Consider the following 21,447-nt stretch of genomic DNA (forward strand, 5'->3'; position numbering starts at 1 on the left):
CCTGATCTTTAAACCTTAAACTTCAAATAATGAAGAGTATTTTAAACATCATAAAAGGAATAACATTTTCAGTCGCTGTTCTTGCCGCCGTATCATCGTGTATGGCGAGGAAAGAATACCAGAGACCGGATAATGTGGTAGACGAAAAACTCTACCGTACAGATATGCTTCCTACAGACAGCACCAATATCGCGAATGTTTCCTGGAAAGAAATTTTCACAGATCCTGTTCTTCAGGGACATATTACAAAGGCTTTGGAAAATAATCTGGACATCAGAATTGCTTTACAGAGTATTTCTTCAGCAGAATCTTATTTAAAACAAAGCAAGGCAGCGTATGAGCCAACCTTATCAATAGGACCGAATTATACATTCCAGACACAGTCTATCAATACCCAGTTTGGGCAGATTATCGGAGAAAGACGATATGTAAATCAGTTCGATATTACGGCAAGTCTTGGTTGGGAAGCCGATATTTGGGGAAAACTCAGAGCACAGGAAAAAGCGCAGTTAGCAACATATTTAGGGACTGTGGAAGCTCACAAAGCTGTAAAAACAGACCTTATTGCTTCCGTGGCTTCATCATATTATCAGTTGCTTACCTATGATGCCCAGAAAAGAATCATCACAGAAACCATTAAAGTACGTGAGCAGAATTTAGAGACGACAAAAGCTTTGAAGACGGCGGGAACTTTAACGGAAGTTGCAGTGCAGCAGAGTGAAGCTTTGGTGTACAACGCAAAATCTTTGTTGATTGATATTGATACACAGATTCAGTTGCTGGAGAACACCATGAGTCTTCTGATGGGAGAGCCATCTCACACCATTGAACGTTCTTCTTTGGAAAATCAGAATGTTCCGATTGATCTTAAATTAGGATATCCTGTACAACTGTTATCCAACAGACCGGATGTAAAAAGAGCAGAATATAATCTGATGAATGCTTTCGAACTGACAAATTCTGCAAAAGCACAGTTTTATCCGACTTTAAAGTTAACAGGAAGCGGAGGCGTTCAGTCGGTGGATATCGATCACCTTTTCAGCGTCAATTCTTTATTTGCGAACGTTGTTGCAGGTCTTGCGCAGCCGTTGCTGAACAAAAGAGCCATTAGAACCAATTACGAAGTAAGTCTTGCCAATCAGGAAACCGCTTATCTGAATTTCCGAAAAGCCATTCTTACCGCAGGAAAAGAAGTTTCTGATGCCATTAGAGTGTATTCCGTTCAGGATCAGTACATCGATTTAAAACAGAAAGAACTGGTGAATTATAAAAATTCCGTAAACTATTCTCAGGAATTAGTAAACTACGGAATGGCAAATTATCTTGAGGTACTGAATGCCAGTGTTAATTCTTTAAATGCAGAATTGAATATTGCCAATGCACAGTACAGTAAAATGAAAGCCGGAATAGAGCTTTATCAGGCTCTCGGCGGCGGTTGGAAATAAATTCTGACAATAAAAGTAAAAAGAAAAGCGCATACGGATTTATTTCTGTATGCGTTTTTTATTTGGTCTTAAAAAAATCATTTCTGCTAAAATATTTACAGATATTTCCATCAGTTTTTAAAGAAAATGTAATAAAATGTTTGTATATGTGGTTTAAATACTTACTTTTGTACGGCTTCGGAATTTTGAAGAAAAAATAGGGGGAATTAGCTCATCTGGCTAGAGCGTTAGACTGGCAGTCTAAAGGTGACGGGTTCGATCCCCGTATTCTCCACAATAGACAAACCCAATCCCACAAAGGGTTTTACAGGAAGATAGCTTTTTGGACGCGTATTAATCAGTAACAAAAAAAGTAACAGATTAGTACATATGAAAGTTTAAATTTTGGTTATAACAAATAAATTTTTTATAACCAATTCAAATATTCGAATGAAAAGAATTACTTTACATTCAAATATAATCACTTTGGAAAAGATCATAAATACTAAAACCATAACTTTTTCATATTCTTAATTCTCAAAACTTGCGAAGCTTAGGTATAGTGTTTGTGAAATTCTTTATATTAAACGTGGAAAAGCTGCCTTTTGAGACAGTATCTTTTATTTAATCAAATGTAAAACATGATATTTTTCTAAAAGTTTTTCTTTGTAGTTAACAATGTTCATTAATTCTCCGTTATTATAAAACGGAAGAGGTTGTTTGTTAAATTCTACCATATTATATCTATCTTTTGTTTTATAAGAAAAATTCACATTGTAACCTATGATTTGTTTTGATTTATTGATGTATCCCAATCTTTCTAATTCGATTGATTTTTTATAAAGATTCTCTACGTTTTCATTATCATTACTTAAAACAGCATTTCGTAAAATAGCAGAAACCATAAGCAACTCCCTTTTTTCATTAATAGTATCAATTTTTTCTATTTTAATATCTAAAATTTCTTTATCCTCATTTAGTTCTATCAAAAATTTATTTGAATTTTCTATAAATTTGTCTTTTAATTTTTGTTCAGGAGATTTACAATTAAATAAAAATAAAAGTGTGACTAAGCATAGTAGGTAATTTATATTTTTCATGTTTAAAAGTTTTCTCACAATATACAAAATCTTTATAAATCCATTTACGGGAAACCTTTTTCCTGATTTTAAAAAATCAAGTTTTAAAAGCTAAATTATTATAAGTGTAACGTTCAGAACCTGATACATTATATCAGAACTTATACTGATAATTCTTTCTTTAAATTCTCTCAACCGCTTACTTTATAGATTTCTAAACGATTAATGAAATTTTGATTAGATGAAGATATAAAAAGTACTCAAATTTTTTTCAAAAAAAGTAACAGAATTAGTAACAATCTATTATCTTTACACCGAAAAATTAACAATAATAACAACAATTTATGTGGTTTAATGCGCTTTTTATACTGGATATCTTACTGATACTCTAAAATTGATGTTTCTATTCACCGTATTCTCCACAAAAATTGTTTAACTACTTGTAAACTATGAAGAAAATATTTTTACTTTTATTAACAGCTTTCTTATTCGTTGGTTGTGGCAAAGATGAAGATACAATTTATGATTTCATCGGAACCTGGGCGGGAACGTACGAAGGAACCGAAAAAGGCGACTGGAATGTAGTGGTAGCTACCGACGGAAAAGTAACCGGAACATTACATTCTAATCAGACGACAGAAAACTATTATATTTCAGGACATCTTAGCGAATCCGGAGACCTTGTTGCAACGATCGGTTTTCCTGAAGATGGCGAATTCAGAGGAACTTTCACAAGAGAAGACAAAAAAGCTACAGGAACATGGTCTAATGCAGTTCCTACGCCTACAAGAGCCGGAACATGGAAAGGTGCTAAAACTTCAAAATAAAAAGATTTTTTACATAAAATATAATAAAGCTATCCTTCTGGGATGGCTTTTTTTATTAAGTTTTTAAGCAGCGGTTATATGAAAAAGACTTTATTGGATTTATTTAAACTATTTCAAAAGCCTGCAAAGTTAAAAAATTAAAAATTTTTTAACTTATATGCTCTTTTTTTTCAATTAAATTAAACTTAAAAAACTAAAGTGTTTAAATCTTTTGTGGTAAAAAAGTTTAAACATCTAATGTCTTTGTTAGGCTAAAAAATCAACAGACAATTTTAAAAAGAAAACTTCGCATTCTTTGAGTTTAAAAAAATAATATCACTCAAATGAATAGTCTTAAAATTTTTGTGGTATTTCTTACTTAAGCTCTGCGAAAGCATAATTTTATTATATTTGTATAGATTGTAAAATTCAGGGAAATATGATGAATAGATTTTTAGGCAAAAAAAAGTTTGTTAAAAACATATTTATTGTATCACTTTTTTCCGTATTTATCATTTCCTGCGGAAGTTCAAAAAACGTTGTAAAAAAAACTCCGGTTACCAAAACCGTTACCAAATCTGAAAACCTCAGAAAACTCGATTCCAGATTTGACGGGAAAATTTCAAAATCCATCAACGAGCTCCTGAAAGACGCAGAAAAATATTTGGGTGCGCCTTATAAATTCGGTGGAAACACATCTTCAGGTTTCGACTGTTCCGGATTTACCGTAAAAGTTTTTGAGGAAAACGACTTCAAACTTCCGAGAAGATCCGCAGATCAGGCAGAAGCCGGATCTCAGATAGACATCAAAGATGTAAAGCCGGGAGATCTTCTGTTTTTTGCGACAGCAGGAGGAAGCAGAGTTTCACACGTCGGGATCGTTCACGACATCGGAAGTGACGGCGAAGTCAAATTTATTCACGCTTCCACATCCAAAGGCGTTATTATTTCTTCCTTAAATGAAACCTACTGGAACAAAGCCTATCTTCACGCGCAGAGAGTTCTGTAGTTTAAGTTGCTTAGCTGTTTTGTAAATAAAGGAATTTTAATACCTTCTGATAATCAAAACATTAAAACTGTTTTGTATTACCTTAATACACAAAAAGGCATAAAAGCATAAACTTTTTAAAGTAAAAGAGTTTTGCTCCTTTAGGAGCAGAATCTGTGTAGAAATAGTAATAAAGAAACCAACCATCAATCCTACGGATTGATATCTGTAATGCGGCAATGTTCTAAAGATAAACGTTTCATATTATCTGATATATCAATAGAAATGGGCTTTAGCCCATTTTAAATAATTAAGAATACAATTGGCTTTAGCCAAAACATATCATAAATTTCCGCGTTAGCCGATTTTGATTTACTTAAATCGTATGTGGCTTATGCAATTAAATTAAAACATTGTTTAAAGCATCCGGAATATTAAAATCATTCTAAACAAAATACTTTCAAAAGGTTTTGCTGATCTTTTTTGTATCTTTGGCAGCGTATAATTTTTCAATTTAAATTAAATAATAAACATGTCGTTACAACAAACTATTGAAAATATCTGGGAAAACAGAGAACTATTGCAGAATGAAGACAGCCAGAAGGCGATTAGAGAGGTGATTTCTTTGGTGGATAAAGGAGAGCTTCGTACCGCAGAACCTACAGAAAACGGATGGCAGGTGAACGAGTGGGTGAAAAAAGCAGTAGTAATGTACTTCCCGATTCAGAAAATGGAAACGATTGAAGTCGGTCCGTTCGAATTTCATGATAAAATGCCTTTGAAGAGAAACTACGCTGAAAAAGGAGTGAGAGTTGTTCCGCATGCAATCGCAAGAGAAGGAGCTTACATCGCTCCGGGTGTTATTATGATGCCGTCTTATGTAAACATCGGTGCTTATGTAGATTCCGGAACTATGGTGGATACATGGGCAACGGTTGGAAGCTGCGCGCAGATCGGTAAAAACGTTCACCTGAGTGGTGGTGTTGGTATCGGTGGTGTTTTAGAACCGCTTCAGGCTGCTCCGGTAATTATCGAGGACGATTGTTTCGTAGGATCAAGATGCATCGTTGTAGAAGGAGTGCATGTTGAAAAAGAAGCTGTTTTGGGAGCTAATGTGGTTTTAACGGCATCTACAAAAATTATTGATGTTACAGGTGAAACTCCGGTTGAGATCAAAGGAAGAGTTCCTGCGAGATCAGTAGTTATTCCGGGAAGTTATACCAAAACCTTTCCTGCGGGAGAATATCAGGTTCCATGTGCATTGATTATCGGAAAAAGAAAGGAATCTACAGACAAAAAAACGTCTTTAAATGATGCGTTGAGAGAGAATAATGTTGCTGTTTAATGCAGAAAAGGTTTAGGAAAATTATTTTGTTAATTTTCATTTTCGGACTAATATTTTTTTCATATAAACTGTATTTTTTGGAATATAATAGTAAGAAAAATGAAAAGAGCAAAATAGTAGATAGTAAAAGTCCTCTACATTCTACAGCGACTGAAAATGAAATCATAATTTACAATCTGGAAAAATTCAGAGAAGCTTTACTCAATGATAATGATATTCAGAACTTCCTAGAATTTCCAATTGAAACAAGTCGTGTTGATATTTGGAGTTACAGCCGTGATATTTATTCTGATTCATCTGATTCGGGTCTTTTAGAAAAAGATTATGAGTTAAATAAAGATAAAATATTTTCTGATGTTTTTAGAAAGCTTTTAAAAAAAATTAATTTTAAAAATCTGAAAGAAAACGACAATACAGAAGCGGTTCTTCAACATAGTGACGGTAATACATATAGTATGACAGTAAAAATACAGTCTTTAAGTAATGGTGATCTTGTTGACGGAATCTGTTTTGAAATTATAAGTAATATAGATTATTCTAAAGATGATAAATTTTATGATTCGATCTTTAAAAGTAATAAAGAAAGTATTCATAAATATTTTTGGATGACACAACATTTATTTCGAAAGGATATGAAAAATAATATCAAACTTTCATATATAAATATTTTTTAGATGCTATGAATGAAAGCTTAAAAAAAAAATTCTTATCAATTATTTTAAACCCTAAATACATATTTGGGGTTTATCTTATTATAGCTGTTGCAACGGCGTTATCCAAATATTTCAGAGGACCACAGGCGATTAATAACTATCTGATCTTCAAAAATGTTTTCGTGAATACCTTCGAGCAGAAAAATCTCTACTTGCAGTATCCCGAAAGATACTTAGATGCCAATCATTATGGAATATTTTTCAGTATTCTGATTGCTCCTTTTGCTTTGATTCCCGATTGGCTTGGAATTTCATTATGGAATGTTGCCAACGCAGCCATTTTTCTGTTTGCCATTTACAAACTTCCGTTTTCAGACGCTAAAAAAGCACTTTTTGCCCTGCTTTGTCTTCAGGAATATATTACAGCAGCGGTAAGTCTTCAGTTCAATATCGCTTTGGTGGGACTGCTTATGCTGTCTGCCATTTTTATTTATGAAAAAAAAGAAGTACAGTCTGCTACAGCCATTTTAGTGGGAGTATTTGTAAAGCTGTACGGAATTTTGGGACTTTCGCAGTTTTTCTTTATCAAAAACAAGCTCAAATTTATTCTGTCCGGAATTGCAATTGCGGCTTTATTTTTTGTATTACCGATGGCAATTTCCAGCCCGCAGTTCGTTGTACAGAGCTATACAGACTGGTTCCATTCTTTGGCTGAAAAAAACGGACTCAATCAAAGTCTGGATTCTTATCAGGACATTTCTTTAATGGGATTTGTAAGAAGAATTTTGCAGGATGCTTCAATTTCCAACCTTACTTTTATGGCTTTCGGAGCGCCCTTATTCTTTTTGCCGTATGTAAGAATTAAACAGTACAAACATTACGCATATCAACTGATGATTCTGGCTTCAACCTTACTTTTTTTAGTATTGTTCAGTTCAGGATCAGAATCTCCCACCTACATTATTGCAGTAGCGGGAGTGATGATCTGGTTTTTCCTTCAGAAAAAAAGAACACCGATTGTTTATGCCATGTTGATTTTTGTAATTATTCTGACCTGTTTTTCACCATCAGACTTATTTCCGAAATTTATTAAACAGAATTATATTGTTAAATATTCCCTAAAAGCTTTACCTTGCATCGTTGTCTGGTTCAGGATCATTTATGAACTGGTAACAAAAGACTTCGAAAAAGACTACAGCCTGAACTGATTATGAAAAAAATTTCAATTGTAATTCCTGCGCATAACGAAGAAGGCAACGTGGCTTTGGTACATCAGAAAATTAAAGAAGTTTTTGATGGACTGGATGATTACGGCTTTGAAATTATTTTCGTGAACGACGGAAGCCGCGACAAAACCCAGCAGAAGCTCGAAGAACTTTCCGCAAAATATGACGAAGTAAAATTCATTGAATTTTCACGTAATTTCGGGCATCAACCTGCGGTAAAAGCAGGAATGGATAATGCTTTCGGAAATGCAGTCATTTCCATGGACGGCGATCTTCAGCATCCCCCTGAAATGATTCCTGAAATGATCCGGAAATGGGAAGAAGGCTACGACATTGTTTTTACTATTCGAACCTATCCGAAGCAGATTTCCTACTTTAAAAGAAAAACATCCGACTTTTTTTATAAAATCCTGTCGAGTTTGTCCGATGTTAATTTAACAAAAGGAGGCGGTTCAGATTTCAGACTGATGGATGCGAATGCGGTAGAAGTCATGAGAACTTTCAACGAGGATGACCTCTTTTTACGGGGTTTAACAAGCTGGATGGGCTTTAAACAGACCGGAATCGAATTTACAGCCAATGAAAGACTTTCAGGCGAAAGCAGCTATAACCTCAAGAAAATGATCACTTTTGCATTTACAGGGATTACGGCATTCAGTGTAAAACCGCTGTATATTGCAGCCTATTTAGGATTTCTTTTTTCCGCATTTTCAATTGTCGGATACGGTTTGTATGTCATTTATTCCTTTGTGGCAAAAACCGAAATTTCAGGTTGGGCTTCCTTAATTATGACCATCGTATTTTTTGGCGGTCTGCAACTGATTATTTTAGGAATTATGGGAATTTATTTAGGCAAAATTTTCAAACAGGTAAAAGAAAGACCAAATTATATCATCAAAAATAAAAATTTTTAAATGGTTTTATTAAGTTTTGACATCGAGGAATTTGATATGCCATTCGAATACAAAGGCGAAATTTCCTTTGAACAGCAAATCTCAATTTCACAGAAAGGCGTCGAAAGAATTTTAGATATTCTCAAAAAACACCATGCAAAAGCAACGTTCTTTTCAACCGTAGTTTTTGCGGAAAACAGCAAAGAACTCATCAGAAGACTGTTAAATGAAGGTCACGAATTAGCTTCTCACACATGGTTTCATTCAGATTTTGAAGAAAAACACCTTAAAGAATCCAAAGAACGGCTCGAAGAACTGTTTTCAACGCAGGTTACAGGACTCAGAATGCCAAGAATGATGCCTGTAAGCAAAAATGCCGTGGAAAACGCAGGATACTCTTACAATTCGTCTATCAATCCGACCTATCTTCCTGGAAGATATAATAATTTAAAAGTATCGAGAACTTATTTTAACGAGGGAAAAGTCGTGCAGATTCCGGCTTCCGTTTCACCCAATTTCAGAATCCCGTTGTTTTGGCTGAGTTTTCACAATTTTCCATTGTTTTTCTACAAAAAACTAGCCTCAGACGTTTTGAAAAAAGACAAATATCTCAACATCTACTTTCATCCGTGGGAATTTGCCGAAATAAAAGATGAAGCCTTTAAATTACCCGGTTTTACCGTGAAAAATTCAGGAGTAGAGATGGTAAAAAGGTTCGATGAATTTCTTACATGGTTAAAAAGTAAAAATTATTCATTCGAAACAATTCAGGAATTTCAAAAACAAATACAGCCATGAAGATAGCATTTGATGCCAAAAGATTTTTTCACAACACCTCAGGTTTAGGAAACTATTCCCGCGATCTCGTTAGAATTTTAGCACAGTATTTCCCTGAAAACGAATACATTCTGCTCAACAAAAACAAATCGGAAAGAGGTTCGGATATTTTAGAAAATTCCAACGTTCATTTTGTGGAAACTTCCAAAGGAAAAATGTCCCGACAGTTTAAAATGGGGAAGGATGCGCAGAAACAGAACGCCGATATTTTTCATGGATTATCCGGCGAATTGCCTTTGAAATGGGATAGAAAACCCATCAAAAAAATTGTCACCATTCACGATCTTATTTTTGAAAGATATCCGCAATATTATTCCTTTTTCGACCGTAAAATTCACTTCTGGAAATTCAGAAAAGCCGCAAATTCTGCCGATAAAATCATTGCCATTTCAGAACAGACCAAGCGCGATATTATCCAGTTTTTAAAAGTTCCCGAATCGAAGATCGAAGTCATTTATCAGGGATGTCATAAAGCGTTTAAAGAACAGCAATCCGAAGAATTCATTCAGAAAACCAAAGAAAAATACAGTCTTCCGGAAAAATTCATTCTCAATGTCGGAACCATCGAAGAACGTAAAAATCTTCTCAATGTGGTAAAAGCATTGAAAGACACCAATATTCCGTTGGTCGTTGTCGGCAAAAAAACAAAATATTTCAGGAAAGTGGAACAGTTTGTTCAGCAGCATAAAATCAGCGTGCAGTTTCTCGAAGGAGTTTCCATGGATGAACTCGCTGCAATCTACAAACTTGCCGATATCTTCGTTTATCCAAGCTTTTTCGAAGGTTTCGGAATTCCCGTCATCGAAGCATTATTTTCAAAAACAGTAGTTATTACAAGCAATACAAGCTGTCTTCCCGAAGCGGGCGGACCAGATTCCGTCTATGTAGATCCGGAAAATTATCTCGATATTAAGTCTAAAATTAAATTTTTATGGGACAACGAATCCGAACGTAAACGCCGTGCTGATAAAGGTTTTCACTTCGTTCAGCAGTTCAACGACGAACCGATTGCCAATAACCTGATGAATCTTTACCGAAAAATTATTTTGTAATTTTTTTGGCAGTTTAAAAATAAGCCCTACATTTGTACCACAATTTTCAACAATGAAACCGAATTTTTTAACAGTACATCATTATCATCATCTCTGCTAAGACGGAATTGATTGATAAGTACATATGTTAAAAATCAAAATAATTAAAACCGTCTGAGTAAACAGGCGGTTTTTTGTTTGTAAATTCATCCCGGGCAATTTATTTCCAAACCATCTTTTTACTCAGACACAACAAAAAAGTGAAATGAGTAAATTAAAAATAGCCATACAGAAAAGCGGTCGTCTTTACGAAGAATCTCTTCAGCTTTTAAAAGACTGCGGTATTTTCGTCAACAACGGAAAAGACCAGTTAAAAGTTTCCGTAGAAAATTTTCCGATGGAAATCATGTATCTCAGAAATTCGGATATTCCTCAGTATCTGGAAGATGGAGTGGTAGATATTGCCATTGTAGGAGAAAATCTTCTGGTAGAAAAACAGAAAAAAATTGAAATCGTTCAGCCTTTAGGATTTTCAAAATGCAGAGTTTCTCTGGCTGTTCCGAAAGAAATTGAAACTGATGATATCTCCTATTTTCAGGGAAAAAAAATTGCCACTTCTTATCCGAATACCCTGAAAAACTTTTTGGATAATAACAATATTTCCGCAGACATTCACATTATTTCAGGTTCTGTAGAAATCGCCCCGAACATTGGACTTGCCGACGGAATCTGCGATATTGTAAGCTCAGGAAGTACCCTCTTCAAAAACGGATTAAGAGAAACCGTTACTATCCTTACTTCTGAAGCCGTTCTGGCAAAAACATTCAGACTGGATGAAGAAAAAACCAAAATTCTTGAAAAATTTCTCTTCAGAATTAAAGCCGTTCTTAAAGCAAAAAATTCAAAATATATTCTCATGAACGTTCCGAACGACAAGATCGGAGAAGTTTCAAAAGCGCTTCCTGTGCTGAAAAGTCCTACGGTAATTCCGTTGGCGGAAGAAGGATGGAGCAGCATTCATTCGGTGATAGACGAAGCGCGTTTCTGGGAAGTGATTGATGAACTGAAAGACAAAGGAGCGCAGGATATTTTAATAATTCCAATCGATAAAATGGTGATTTAATATGAAGGTAGAAAGATATCCTGAAAGGGAACAATGGTCTGAATTAACAAAAAGACCCGTTATAAAAAGAGAAAGATTAACAGAAATCGTTGCCGGAATTTTCGATGAAGTGAAGAACAACGGAGATCAGGCGTTGATTGATTTTGCTAAAAAATTTGATTCCGCTGAAATAAACAACATTAAAGTTTCTGAAGAAGAAATTGAAACCGCTGAAAATCTGATCAGTGAAGAACTGAAAACAGCCATTCAGGAAGCAAAATCGAATATTACCAAGTTTCACGTTTCACAAATTCCGACGGTCGAAAAAATAGAAACAACAAAAGGAGTGGTTTGCTGGAGAGAAAACCGAGCCATTGAAAAAGTAGGAATTTATATTCCGGGAGGAACAGCTCCGTTGTTTTCTACGGTTTTAATGCTTGCTATTCCGGCTCAGTTAGCGGGTTGTAAAGAAATTATTCTCTGTACGCCGCCCGATAAAAACGGCAATGTAAATCCTGCCATTTTATATACGGCAAAATTGTGCGGAGTAACGCAGATTTTCAAGACAGGAGGCGCTCAGGCGATTGCAGCAATGACTTTCGGAACTGAAAGTATTCCGAATGTCTACAAAATTTTCGGGCCGGGAAATCAGTATGTTGTTGCCGCTAAAGAATATGCACAAAACTACAATATTGCCATCGATATACCTGCCGGACCGAGTGAAGTTCTTGTGATTGCCGACGAAAAAGCAGTTCCTGAATTCTGTGCAGCAGATTTGCTTTCTCAGGCAGAACACGGAAGCGACAGTCAGGTGATTTTCCTGTCCATAGACGAGAAAATTCTTAATGAAACCATTCTGGAAACCCAAAAACAGCTTGAAGCACTTCCAAGAAATGAAATGACAACAGAATCTTTGAAAAACAGCTACTTTATTTTACTGAATTCAATTAATGAAGCTTTGGAATTCAGCAATTTGTACGCTCCGGAACACTTGATTTTAGCCGTTAATGATTTTGAAAATTATATTCAGAAAATTCAGAATGCAGGTTCTGTGTTCTTAGGAAATTATTCTTGTGAGAGTGCGGGAGATTACGCGAGTGGAACCAATCACACCCTTCCTACGAACGGTTTTGCGAAAAATTACAGCGGGGTTTCTCTTGACAGTTTTGTTAAGAAAATTACTTTCCAGAATCTGTCGGAACAGGGATTGAAAAATTTAGGAAAAACCATTGAAATAATGGCGGAAGCAGAAGGATTATTCGCTCACAAAAATGCAGTAAGTATCAGATTAAAAGAACAGAATGAAAGAATTTAATATCAAAGATTTAGTAAGAAAAAATATTCTGGAATTGCAGCCTTATGTGAGTTTCAGGGACAACAATACATTTGAAAACCCTGTTTTTCTGGATGCGAATGAAAGCGCGTTCGGAGAATTGAACCGTTATCCGGATTCTACTCAAAAAGAATTGAAACAAAAATTGGCAGTTTTGAAAGATGTTTCGGCTAAGCAGATTGCAGTTGGAAACGGAAGCGATGAACTGATTGATCTTATCGTGAAAGTTTTTTGTGAACCGAAAAAAGATGCTGTTCTGATGATGAATCCTTCTTTTGCGATGTACGGATTCTATGCTTCGGTGAATGAAAATAAAGTGGTCAAACTGAATCTGAATAAAAATTTTGAAATCGATAAAGAAGAGTTTTTAAAAATCTCAAACGAAGAAAAACCAAAAGTTTTCTTTTTATGTTCGCCCAATAATCCTACCGGAAATTCAATCGAAGATATTGAATTTTACATTCAGAATTTTGAGGGAATTGTTGTGGTTGATGAAGCGTATATTGAATTTTCAGGAAAGAAATCGTGTGTTGAACTGTTGGAGAAGTTTCCCAATCTTATCGTTCTTCAAACCTTCTCAAAAGCTTGGGGAATGGCAGGAGCAAGAGTCGGAATTGCATATGCTTCACAAGAGATTATTCAACTGATCAATACGGTGAAATCTCCATACAATGTTAATTCTTTAAGTTTAAATAAAATATCAGAACTTATTATTAATAAAGAGATTATAAATTCAAATATAGAAAATACTTTAAATGAAATCTCTTGGTTAGGAAATGAATTAGAGATGGTAAATTGTATAAAAAAAATATTTCCAACCGATGCTAATTTCTTCCTGATTCAGTTTGAAAACGTAAATAAGGTGTACCGGAAATTGCTGGAAAATGAAATTCTGACGAGCAAAAGAAGTCCGCAGATTCCGGATTGCATTAGAATTAATGTGGGTAATAGAGAAGAAAACAATAAGCTGATTAACGTCTTAAAAAGTATTTAATTAAATCTGAAACCTGACAGATTTTTAAAAACCTGTTAGGTGTAGAAAAAGTAAAAGAAAAGTAAAATGAAAAAAGTATTATTTATAGACCGTGATGGAACTTTAATCTTAGAACCGCCCATTGATTTTCAGGTTGATTCTCTTGAAAAACTGGAATTTTATCCCGGAGTTTTCCAAAATCTTTCCAGAATTGCCAGAGAACTTGATTTTGAACTGGTAATGGTAACCAATCAGGATGGTCTGGGAACCGAAAGTTTTCCTTATGAGGATTTCATCAAACCACAGGAAAAAATGTTAAAAGCTTTTGAAAATGAAGGAATTGTTTTCAGTGATATTCTGATTGACAGAAGTTTTGAAAGCGAAAACCTGCCCACAAGAAAACCGGGAACCGGAATGTTGGGGAAATATATTTACGGAGATTACGATCTTAAAAATTCATTTGTGATCGGAGACCGGCTTACAGATATTCAGTTGGCGAAAAACTTAGGCTCAAAATCCATATTGATCAGTAAAGTTCAGAATGAAGAAGCCGATTTAACGACGGAAAACTGGAGTGAAATTGCACAGTTTTTGACGAATATTCCGAGAAAAGCCAAAGTCTCAAGAAAGACCAATGAAACTGATATTGAAATTGAAGTCAATCTTGATGGAAGCGGAGCTTCTGAAATTTCAACCGGATTACACTTTTTTGATCACATGCTCGAACAGATTTCCAAACACGGAAATTTAGATTTAAAAATTAATGTCAAGGGAGATTTGCAGGTTGATGAACACCACACGATTGAAGACACGGGAATTGTTCTTGGAAAAGCTGTTTTAAAAGCTTTAGGAAAGAAAAAAGGAATTGAACGTTATGGTTTTCTGCTTCCGATGGATGATTGTTTGGCGCAAGTTGCGATTGATTTCGGAGGAAGACCGTGGTTAATGTGGGAAGCGGATTTCAAACGTGAGAAAATTGGCGATGTTCCGACTGAAATGTTTTATCACTTCTTTAAATCCTTCACCGATTCTTCAAAGTGTAATCTCAACATTAAAGTGGAAGGTGATAACGAACACCACAAGATCGAATCTGTGTTTAAAGCATTTGCCAAAGCGGTAAAAATGGCAGTAAAACAGACGGATAAGAATTTTAATTTACCATCAACCAAAGGAAGTTTATAATGATTGCCATCATCAAATACAACGGCGGAAATCTCAGTTCCGTGCAGAATTCATTAAACAGACTGAAGGTAGAATCTATTGTTACGGATGATTTTGACCTGATAAGAAAAGCCGACAAAGTGATTTTTCCGGGAGTGGGTGAAGCATCTTCCACCATGAAATTGTTAAAGGAAAAAGGTCTGGATCAGTTAATTCCTACTTTAAAACAGCCTGTTTTAGGCGTTTGTCTGGGAATGCAGCTCATGTGTAAAAATAATGAAGAAGGAAATACAGTCGGGATGGAAATTTTTGATATCGATGTAAAAAAGTTTCCTGCAAAGAATATTGTTCCGCACATGGGATGGAATACGATTTCAGATTTTAAATCCGGAATATTTTCAGGGATTGAAGAAAACAGCGATGTGTATTTCGTTCACAGTTTCTATTGCGAATTATCTGAAAATACGACATCGATCTGCGATTATATTCTGCCGTTCAGTGCATCTCTGCAAAAAGATAATTTTTATGCGATGCAGTTTCACCCCGAAAAATCCGGAGATGTTGGAAGCCGTTTACTGGAAAACTTTTTAAAACAATAAAACTGAATATGAAAATTATTCCCGCTATAGACATTATCGACGGAAAATGCGTCCGGCTGTCGAAAGGAGATTACGATACCCAAAAAATATATAATGAAAATCCGCTTGAAGTCGCCAAAGAATTTGAAAGTTTTGGCATACAATATCTTCATTTGGTGGATCTTGACGGTGCAAAATCTAAGCATATTGTTAACCAAAAAGTTTTAGAAACCATTGCGAAAGAAACTTCTCTGGAAATTGATTTCGGGGGCGGACTGAAAACTCTTGAAGACATTGAGATAGCTTTCAGTTCGGGAGCAAAGCAGATTACGATTGGAAGTATTGCGGTTCAGGATCCCGATTTCTGTTTTGATCTGATTGAAAAATATGGTCCGGAAAAAATTATTCTCGGAGCCGACTGCGAAAACCGTAAGATAAAAACTTCGGGCTGGCTGGAAGAAAGCGAACTGGATGTGATTGATTTTATTCTCAAATATAAAAATAAAGGAATTAAAAACGTGATCTGCACGGATATTTCCAAAGACGGAATGCTTCAGGGCGCATCGGATGAATTGTACAGAGAAATTGTAGAAAAGACAGCAGTTCAGTTAATTGCAAGCGGCGGAATTTCGTGTATTGAAGATGTCGGACAGATGAAAAAGATCGGCTGTTCCGGAACAATTATAGGAAAGGCAATTTATGAAGGAAAAATCAGTTTGCAGCAACTCCAAAATTTTATTGAAAATGCTTAAAAAAAGAATCATTCCGTGTCTGGATATCAAAGACGGAACTACGGTAAAAGGAATTAATTTTGAAGGATTAAGAAATGCGGGAGATCCTGTAGAACTTGCCAAAAGATATGAAAAAGAAGGCGCAGACGAACTGGTTTTTCTGGATATTACCGCAACGATAGAAGAACGGAAAACTTTTGCCGGACTGGTACAGAAAATCGCAGCAGAATTAAGTATTCCTTTTACGGTCGGTGGAGGAATTTCTACGGTGGAAGATGTAAGAAGACTCTTGGAAGCAGGAGCAGACAAGATCAGTATCAATTCTTCGGCGGTTAAAAATCCGGCTTTAATTTCAGAGTTGTCAAAAGAATTCGGAAGCCAGTGTGTTGTGGTTGCAATTGATACGAAATTAGTGAACGGATCCGATTGGGTTCATGTGAAAGGAGGAAGGGAAATAACGGATCTGAAAACATTAGACTGGGCAAAGAAAGCAGAAGAACTGGGAGCAGGAGAAATTCTTCTTACTTCAATGGATGGCGATGGTACAAAAAACGGATTTGATCTCAGAATAACGAAGTTAATTTCCGAAAGTATCAATATTCCTGTCATTGCTTCCGGAGGTGCAGGAAAAATGGAAGATTTTGAGGAAGTTTTTAATCAGACCAAAGCAACAGGAGCTTTGGCGGCAAGTATTTTCCATTTTGGAGAAGTACAGATTCAGGATCTTAAAAATAATTTGAAAATTAAAAAAATTGCAGTACGATGAATATCGATTTTAATAAAAGTGAAGGTTTGGTTCCGGTGATTATTCAGGACGACAGAACGTTACAGGTTTTAATGTTGGGTTACATGAATGAAGAAGCTTTTGAAAAAACCAAAAAAGAAGGAATTGTAACTTTTTTCAGCCGTTCCAAGAACCGACTCTGGACAAAAGGTGAGGAGTCCGGAAATTTTTTAAAGGTTAAAAATATTTCGACAGACTGCGATCAGGATACGGTTTTAATTAAGGCAATTCCTACGAATGTTGTTTGCCACACCGGAAGTTTCAGTTGTTTTGGCGATAAAGATTCTAAAGGTTTTCTGTATGAACTGGAAGAAAAAATAAGCCAAAGAATTGATGAAAAAACCGAAGGTTCTTACACGTATTCATTATTTCAGAGAGGAATTAATAAAATGGCTCAGAAAGTGGGAGAGGAAGCCGTAGAAGTGGTGATCGAAGCCAAAGACAGCAATGATGATTTATTTAAAAATGAAGCGGCAGATCTGCTGTATCACCTTTTGATTTTACTGAAAGCCAAGAATTTTACACTGAAAGATATCGAAGAAATTTTGCTTTCCAGAAACCGATAAAGTTGTATTTTTATCTCTAAACTCATTAAGAATCAACCGCAAAAGAGGCAAAAGACCATTATGTTGCAAGAATTAGAATATTCAAAGCTATCAGAAGAATAAAATCGAAGATTTTTTTAACTGTTTTAAATGAAATTTCAGCTTATTTTTGTCACTTATGTGTTTTAAATACAATTCATTAAAAAATTATCCCATGAAAGAAGACAACAATGAAAATCAGCAATCCAAAACCGAACCGGAAAGTAAAGGAAAAATTAACCCTGAAAAGGGAAAAGTAAAAGAAGTAAAACCTCCTAATTCTGATACTGCAAAAGGCGGTACAAGAGCCGGATAAATGAAAAGCCAGTCGGATTTTTCGGCTGGCTTTTTTAGAACAATTTGATTATCTCTATTTTTTCGATGCGACAGCGAAATGCTGCAATGCTCCGATTGCCGCTTTACCAATATTAAAAACATACTGAACATCAGTATTCGCAAAAGTATCATCCGCAGTATGAGGAAGATCGCTTCTGAGATATTCAAAAAATCCGGTGATTACTTCACCCTTTTTTTCAAAAGAGATGTAGTCGGTATCTTCTGCGGGATCGATTTTTACCTGTAATGGAGAATATAAAGTTGTGCAGGTCATCAATTCTTTGGTAACCTGTTTAGAAGCTTCATTATTTTTTGAGTTTCCTCCCTGATCTTCATCACAAAATACGGTATCGTTGAACATCCCTTTTTTACCACCAACCTGATCCAGATTGAAGACCATTTTTATATCAATCTGCCTGGTTTTGTTCTGATAAACGACTTCATTTACATAATGTCTGCTTCCGTACAATCCCTGCTCTTCTCCTGAAAAATGAATGAATTTAATGGAATATTCAGTTGGAATGTCTTTCAGGATTTTTGCGGCTTCCAGAATGATGGACGTTCCGCTTCCGTTATCGTTGACTCCGGGACCGTTAATACTGTCGAAATGCCCGCAAATAATGATGTATTTGTCAGGATATAAGGTTCCTTTCTTAGTAATGATCAGGTTTTTAGATTTTAATTTTCCTATGGAAAAAGGATCTTCTTCTATCTGGTTTTCGGAATATCCGTAAGATAAATATTTATTTTTGATCCAGTTCAGGGCGTTGTCATTTTCTACAGAACCTGTGGTTTTAACACCCAGTTTTTCAAATTCCTTTAAATTAGATACGATGTCCTCTTTTTTTAATAAGTTAACTCTGTCCTGATAAGTCTGAATAAATGTTTGTGCCTGAAATCCAACGGCTGTTACCGAAAAAAGAAAAATGGCTGTTAATTTTTTGAAATTCATATTGGAAATTAGTTTACTATTTTACAAATATAGAAATAAAAAATCCTGAGGAAAAGCTCAGAATTTTGCTTGACCGTTGATTATTTTCCAATAATTATTTTTCTTACCGCTTTTTGGTCTTTTGTTTTAATTGTTGCGATATACGTTCCGTTTGGTAATTCTGAAACATTTACTTTTGCTTCATTTTCCTTATTTAAAACAAGCCTGCCATTGATATCTGAAATTTCAAGCTTGAAATCTTTAACATCTTCAGGAAGTTCGACATTTAAATAATCTTTCGCAGGATTGGGATAGATCTTTATAGATTCTATAGAATTTCCAGAAAGTAACACTTCTTTTTTCTGCAAAGAATTTGCTGCTACTGCAAAGTGCTGTAAAGCTCCCAAAGAAGCTTTTGCTACATTATAAATATAAACAGGATCTGTATTAGCAAATGTATCGTTTGAAGTATGAGGATAATTACTTCTTATTTTTTCAAAAAAGCCTGTAATAATTTCGCCTTTTCTTTCAAAAGGAATATAATCTGTAGCTTCAGCCGGATCTACCGCCGTTAGAAGAGGAGAATATAAAGCGGTACAGTTTCGCAATTGCTGTGTAACGTTTGCTGAAGCTGCATTATTGCTCGACAGACCTCCCTGATCTTCATCACAATAGATCGTATTGTTATTATTGCCCATTTTTCCGCCAACCTGATCCAGATTAAAGACTAATTTAATGTCTAATTTCTTAATATTATTTTGATAAACAACGTTATTTACGTAATGTGAACTTCCAATTAGCCCCTGTTCTTCACCTGAAAAATGGATGAATTTAATTGAATATTCTGTAGGAACGTCTTTTAAAATTCTTGCAGCTTCCAGAATGATGGATGTTCCGCTGCCATTGTCGTTTACTCCGGGACCGTTTATACTGTCGAAATGTCCGCAAATGATAACGTATTTGTTAGGATAAACGGTTCCTGTTTTAGTTATGATTAAATTTTTTGAACTTTTGCCGTTGTAAGTGAAGGCATCTTCCGAAATCTGGGCTGTAGAATATCCGAAAGCCAGATATTTATTTTTAAGCCAGTTGAAAGCATTATTATTTGCTGTGGAACCCGTGGTTTTAATCCCTAGATTGGCAAAATTCTGTAAGTTTGTAGTAATATTGGTCTGTGTCACCATATTAGCTCTGTCCTGATAAGCCTGAATAAAAGATTGTGCATTGAAGCTTAAAGCAGATAAAGAAAACAGCAGAAATGTAGAAGTCTTTTTCATTTTGATATTAATTTTTGTAATTTGATTGGTATACAAATGTAATAATAAAAAAATCCTAAACAAAAGTTCAGGATTTTAATTTTATAGAGAATCAAAAATTATTTTCCGATCATTATTTTTCTTACCGCTTTATGGTCTTTTGTTTTAATCGTTGCGATATACGTTCCGTTTGTTAGTCCTGAAACATTTACTTTCGTTTCATTCTGTTTGTTTAAAACAAGTCTGCCGTTCATATCCGAAATCTCAAGACTGAAGTTTTTAACGTCTTTCGGAAGTTCAACATTTAAAAAATCTTTCGCCGGATTGGGATAGATTTTTATTAATTCCAATGGATTGTTGGAAAGTAGTTCTTCTGTTTTTAATAAAGAAGCTGATGCTACTGCAAAATGCTGCAAAGCACCAACAGAAGCTTTTCCGACATTGTAGATATAAACAGGATCTGTGTTGGCAAATGTATCGTTTGAAGTATGAGGATAATTACTTCTGATTCTTTCAAAAAAGCCTGTAATTACTTCACCTTTTCCCTCAAAAGGAATATAATCTGTATCTTCAGCCGGATCTACCGCTGTTAAAAGCGGAGAATAGAGAGCCGTACAGTTTCTTAATTGCTGGGTAACATCTGATGATGCTGCGTTGTTACCGGATAAACCTCCCTGATCTTCATCACAATAGATCGTATTGTTGTTATTGCCCATTTTTCCGCCAACCTGATCCAGATTAAACACCAATTTGATATCTAATTGTTTGATATTATTCTGATATACAACATTGTTTACATAATGCGAGCTTCCAATCAGCCCCTGTTCCTCGCCTGAAAAATGAATAAATTTAATCGAATATTCCGTAGGAACATTTTTAAGAATTCTTGCAGCTTCCAGAATAATGGAGGTTCCGCTTCCGTTGTCGTTTACTCCGGGACCGTTAATACTGTCGAAATGTCCGCAAATGATAACATATTTATTAGGATAAACCGTTCCTGTTTTAGTTATGATTAAATTTTTTGAACTGTTGCCGTTATAAGTGAAAGCATCTTCCGAAATCTGGGCTGCAGAATATCCGAAAGCCAGATATTTATTTTTAAGCCAGTTGAATGCATTGTTGTTGGCTGTAGAACCTGTTGTTTTGATCCCTAAATTGGCAAATTCCTGTAAATTTGTAGTAATATTGGTCTGGGTTACCATATTGGCTCTGTCCTGATACGCCTGAATAAAAGATTGCGCATTTAAACTGAAAGCAGATAAAGAAAAGAGCAGAAATGTAGGGATTTTTTTCACTTGATGATCAATTTTTATATTTTTAATAATAATGTGCAAATGTAACAATAAAAAAATCCTAAACAAAAGTTCAGGATTTTAATTGTTATGCAGACCAAAAG

22 protein-coding genes and 1 tRNA gene are annotated in these 21,447 nt (G+C 35.1%); 19 read left to right on the forward strand and 4 right to left on the reverse strand.

Annotation, left to right across the window (positions count from 1 at the left end):
- Positions 1-29: 29 nt before the first annotated feature.
- Positions 30-1,445: a TolC family protein gene (locus PFY09_RS02165; protein ID WP_076390281.1), complete on the forward strand. Its 1,416-nt coding sequence runs from the start codon at positions 30-32 to the stop codon at positions 1,443-1,445.
- A gap of 200 nt (positions 1,446-1,645) precedes the next feature.
- Positions 1,646-1,719, forward strand: a tRNA-Ala gene (locus PFY09_RS02170).
- Between the two features lie 325 nt (positions 1,720-2,044).
- Here PFY09_RS02170 and PFY09_RS02175 read toward each other — a convergent pair.
- Positions 2,045-2,524, reverse strand: a complete 480-nt coding sequence (locus PFY09_RS02175) for a hypothetical protein (protein WP_271161259.1) — start codon at positions 2,522-2,524, stop codon at positions 2,045-2,047.
- Positions 2,525-2,952: 428 nt separating this feature from the next.
- On the opposite strand from PFY09_RS02175, the gene PFY09_RS02180 reads away from it, so the two are divergent.
- The 17 genes from PFY09_RS02180 (at position 2,953) to PFY09_RS02260 (ending at position 17,844) form a co-directional block, all read left to right on the forward strand.
- Positions 2,953-3,330, forward strand: a complete 378-nt coding sequence (locus PFY09_RS02180; protein ID WP_271161260.1) for a hypothetical protein — start codon at positions 2,953-2,955, stop codon at positions 3,328-3,330.
- Positions 3,331-3,751: 421 nt separating this feature from the next.
- A complete protein-coding gene (locus tag PFY09_RS02185) occupies positions 3,752-4,318 on the forward strand; it encodes a C40 family peptidase (RefSeq protein WP_408640196.1) in 567 nt (188 codons plus the stop codon).
- Positions 4,319-4,829: 511 nt separating this feature from the next.
- Positions 4,830-5,642, forward strand: a complete 813-nt coding sequence (locus tag PFY09_RS02190; protein ID WP_076390279.1) for a 2,3,4,5-tetrahydropyridine-2,6-dicarboxylate N-succinyltransferase — start codon at positions 4,830-4,832, stop codon at positions 5,640-5,642.
- A gap of 77 nt (positions 5,643-5,719) precedes the next feature.
- The gene (locus PFY09_RS02195; RefSeq protein WP_271161262.1) at positions 5,720-6,316 is read left to right on the forward strand and encodes a hypothetical protein; all 597 of its coding nucleotides are present in this window, start codon (positions 5,720-5,722) and stop codon (positions 6,314-6,316) included.
- 5 nt (positions 6,317-6,321) lie between these two features.
- Complete coding sequence (locus PFY09_RS02200) at positions 6,322-7,503, forward strand: glycosyltransferase family 87 protein (protein ID WP_271161263.1); 1,182 nt, start codon at positions 6,322-6,324, stop codon at positions 7,501-7,503.
- Between the two features lie 2 nt (positions 7,504-7,505).
- Positions 7,506-8,435, forward strand: coding sequence for a glycosyltransferase family 2 protein (locus PFY09_RS02205; RefSeq protein WP_087710078.1), 930 nt, complete (start codon positions 7,506-7,508; stop codon positions 8,433-8,435).
- Positions 8,436-9,212 (forward strand): polysaccharide deacetylase family protein, encoded by a 777-nt coding sequence (locus PFY09_RS02210; protein WP_271161264.1) that lies wholly within the window; start codon positions 8,436-8,438, stop codon positions 9,210-9,212.
- On the forward strand, positions 9,209-10,303 hold the full coding sequence (locus tag PFY09_RS02215; protein ID WP_271161265.1) for a glycosyltransferase family 4 protein: 1,095 nt from the start codon (positions 9,209-9,211) through the stop codon (positions 10,301-10,303). Before PFY09_RS02210 ends, PFY09_RS02215 begins: the two co-directional genes overlap by 4 nt.
- 244 nt (positions 10,304-10,547) lie before the next feature.
- On the forward strand, positions 10,548-11,405 hold the full coding sequence (gene hisG, locus PFY09_RS02220) for an ATP phosphoribosyltransferase (RefSeq protein WP_271161266.1): 858 nt from the start codon (positions 10,548-10,550) through the stop codon (positions 11,403-11,405).
- Between the two features lies 1 nt (position 11,406).
- A complete protein-coding gene (hisD, locus tag PFY09_RS02225; RefSeq protein ID WP_271161267.1) occupies positions 11,407-12,699 on the forward strand; it encodes a histidinol dehydrogenase in 1,293 nt (430 codons plus the stop codon).
- A complete protein-coding gene (hisC, locus tag PFY09_RS02230) occupies positions 12,686-13,711 on the forward strand; it encodes a histidinol-phosphate transaminase (protein ID WP_271161268.1) in 1,026 nt (341 codons plus the stop codon). The genes hisD and hisC overlap by 14 nt, the downstream gene beginning before the upstream one ends.
- Before the next feature lie 66 nt (positions 13,712-13,777).
- Positions 13,778-14,872 (forward strand): bifunctional histidinol-phosphatase/imidazoleglycerol-phosphate dehydratase HisB, encoded by a 1,095-nt coding sequence (gene hisB, locus PFY09_RS02235; RefSeq protein ID WP_271161269.1) that lies wholly within the window; start codon positions 13,778-13,780, stop codon positions 14,870-14,872.
- Positions 14,872-15,450: an imidazole glycerol phosphate synthase subunit HisH gene (gene hisH / locus PFY09_RS02240; RefSeq protein ID WP_271161270.1), complete on the forward strand. Its 579-nt coding sequence runs from the start codon at positions 14,872-14,874 to the stop codon at positions 15,448-15,450. The genes hisB and hisH overlap by 1 nt, the downstream gene beginning before the upstream one ends.
- Before the next feature lie 8 nt (positions 15,451-15,458).
- A complete protein-coding gene (gene hisA / locus PFY09_RS02245; protein ID WP_271161271.1) occupies positions 15,459-16,181 on the forward strand; it encodes a 1-(5-phosphoribosyl)-5-[(5-phosphoribosylamino)methylideneamino]imidazole-4-carboxamide isomerase in 723 nt (240 codons plus the stop codon).
- A complete protein-coding gene (gene hisF / locus PFY09_RS02250; RefSeq protein WP_271161272.1) occupies positions 16,174-16,926 on the forward strand; it encodes an imidazole glycerol phosphate synthase subunit HisF in 753 nt (250 codons plus the stop codon). Before hisA ends, hisF begins: the two co-directional genes overlap by 8 nt.
- On the forward strand, positions 16,923-17,510 hold the full coding sequence (hisIE, locus tag PFY09_RS02255) for a bifunctional phosphoribosyl-AMP cyclohydrolase/phosphoribosyl-ATP diphosphatase HisIE (protein ID WP_271161273.1): 588 nt from the start codon (positions 16,923-16,925) through the stop codon (positions 17,508-17,510). Before hisF ends, hisIE begins: the two co-directional genes overlap by 4 nt.
- A 193-nt stretch (positions 17,511-17,703) precedes the next feature.
- Entirely contained in the window at positions 17,704-17,844 is a 141-nt protein-coding gene (locus tag PFY09_RS02260) for a hypothetical protein (protein ID WP_271161274.1), read from the forward strand.
- A 54-nt stretch (positions 17,845-17,898) separates the two neighbouring features.
- Here PFY09_RS02260 and PFY09_RS02265 read toward each other — a convergent pair whose 3' ends face one another.
- From PFY09_RS02265 to PFY09_RS02275, 3 genes are all read right to left on the reverse strand, one after another.
- On the reverse strand, positions 17,899-18,816 hold the full coding sequence (locus tag PFY09_RS02265) for a M28 family metallopeptidase (protein ID WP_271161275.1): 918 nt from the start codon (positions 18,814-18,816) through the stop codon (positions 17,899-17,901).
- Between the two features lie 80 nt (positions 18,817-18,896).
- Positions 18,897-20,072 (reverse strand): M28 family peptidase, encoded by a 1,176-nt coding sequence (locus PFY09_RS02270; protein ID WP_271161276.1) that lies wholly within the window; start codon positions 20,070-20,072, stop codon positions 18,897-18,899.
- A 98-nt stretch (positions 20,073-20,170) separates the two neighbouring features.
- Complete coding sequence (locus PFY09_RS02275; RefSeq protein WP_271161277.1) at positions 20,171-21,346, reverse strand: M28 family peptidase; 1,176 nt, start codon at positions 21,344-21,346, stop codon at positions 20,171-20,173.
- Between the last annotated feature and the right edge of the window lie 101 nt (positions 21,347-21,447).

This window comes from Chryseobacterium gambrini, from assembly GCF_027920505.1.
GTDB classification, from domain to species: domain Bacteria; phylum Bacteroidota; class Bacteroidia; order Flavobacteriales; family Weeksellaceae; genus Chryseobacterium; species Chryseobacterium gambrini.

What these genes read in the sequence shown, in the direction of transcription:
- PFY09_RS02165 (WP_076390281.1), top strand. Translation starts at nt 30, where the DNA reads ATGAAGAGTATTTTAAACATCATAAAAGGAATAACATTTTCAGTCGCT.
- PFY09_RS02175 (WP_271161259.1), bottom strand. Translation starts at nt 2,524, where the DNA reads ATGAAAAATATAAATTACCTACTATGCTTAGTCACACTTTTATTTTTA.
- PFY09_RS02180 (WP_271161260.1), top strand. Translation starts at nt 2,953, where the DNA reads ATGAAGAAAATATTTTTACTTTTATTAACAGCTTTCTTATTCGTTGGT.
- PFY09_RS02185 (WP_408640196.1), top strand. Translation starts at nt 3,752, where the DNA reads ATGAATAGATTTTTAGGCAAAAAAAAGTTTGTTAAAAACATATTTATT.
- PFY09_RS02190 (WP_076390279.1), top strand. Translation starts at nt 4,830, where the DNA reads ATGTCGTTACAACAAACTATTGAAAATATCTGGGAAAACAGAGAACTA.
- PFY09_RS02200 (WP_271161263.1), top strand. Translation starts at nt 6,322, where the DNA reads ATGAATGAAAGCTTAAAAAAAAAATTCTTATCAATTATTTTAAACCCT.
- PFY09_RS02205 (WP_087710078.1), top strand. Translation starts at nt 7,506, where the DNA reads ATGAAAAAAATTTCAATTGTAATTCCTGCGCATAACGAAGAAGGCAAC.
- PFY09_RS02210 (WP_271161264.1), top strand. Translation starts at nt 8,436, where the DNA reads ATGGTTTTATTAAGTTTTGACATCGAGGAATTTGATATGCCATTCGAA.
- PFY09_RS02215 (WP_271161265.1), top strand. Translation starts at nt 9,209, where the DNA reads ATGAAGATAGCATTTGATGCCAAAAGATTTTTTCACAACACCTCAGGT.
- hisG (WP_271161266.1), top strand. Translation starts at nt 10,548, where the DNA reads ATGAGTAAATTAAAAATAGCCATACAGAAAAGCGGTCGTCTTTACGAA.
- hisD (WP_271161267.1), top strand. Translation starts at nt 11,407, where the DNA reads ATGAAGGTAGAAAGATATCCTGAAAGGGAACAATGGTCTGAATTAACA.
- hisC (WP_271161268.1), top strand. Translation starts at nt 12,686, where the DNA reads ATGAAAGAATTTAATATCAAAGATTTAGTAAGAAAAAATATTCTGGAA.
- hisB (WP_271161269.1), top strand. Translation starts at nt 13,778, where the DNA reads ATGAAAAAAGTATTATTTATAGACCGTGATGGAACTTTAATCTTAGAA.
- hisH (WP_271161270.1), top strand. Translation starts at nt 14,872, where the DNA reads ATGATTGCCATCATCAAATACAACGGCGGAAATCTCAGTTCCGTGCAG.
- hisA (WP_271161271.1), top strand. Translation starts at nt 15,459, where the DNA reads ATGAAAATTATTCCCGCTATAGACATTATCGACGGAAAATGCGTCCGG.
- hisF (WP_271161272.1), top strand. Translation starts at nt 16,174, where the DNA reads ATGCTTAAAAAAAGAATCATTCCGTGTCTGGATATCAAAGACGGAACT.
- hisIE (WP_271161273.1), top strand. Translation starts at nt 16,923, where the DNA reads ATGAATATCGATTTTAATAAAAGTGAAGGTTTGGTTCCGGTGATTATT.
- PFY09_RS02260 (WP_271161274.1), top strand. Translation starts at nt 17,704, where the DNA reads ATGAAAGAAGACAACAATGAAAATCAGCAATCCAAAACCGAACCGGAA.
- PFY09_RS02265 (WP_271161275.1), bottom strand. Translation starts at nt 18,816, where the DNA reads ATGAATTTCAAAAAATTAACAGCCATTTTTCTTTTTTCGGTAACAGCC.
- PFY09_RS02270 (WP_271161276.1), bottom strand. Translation starts at nt 20,072, where the DNA reads ATGAAAAAGACTTCTACATTTCTGCTGTTTTCTTTATCTGCTTTAAGC.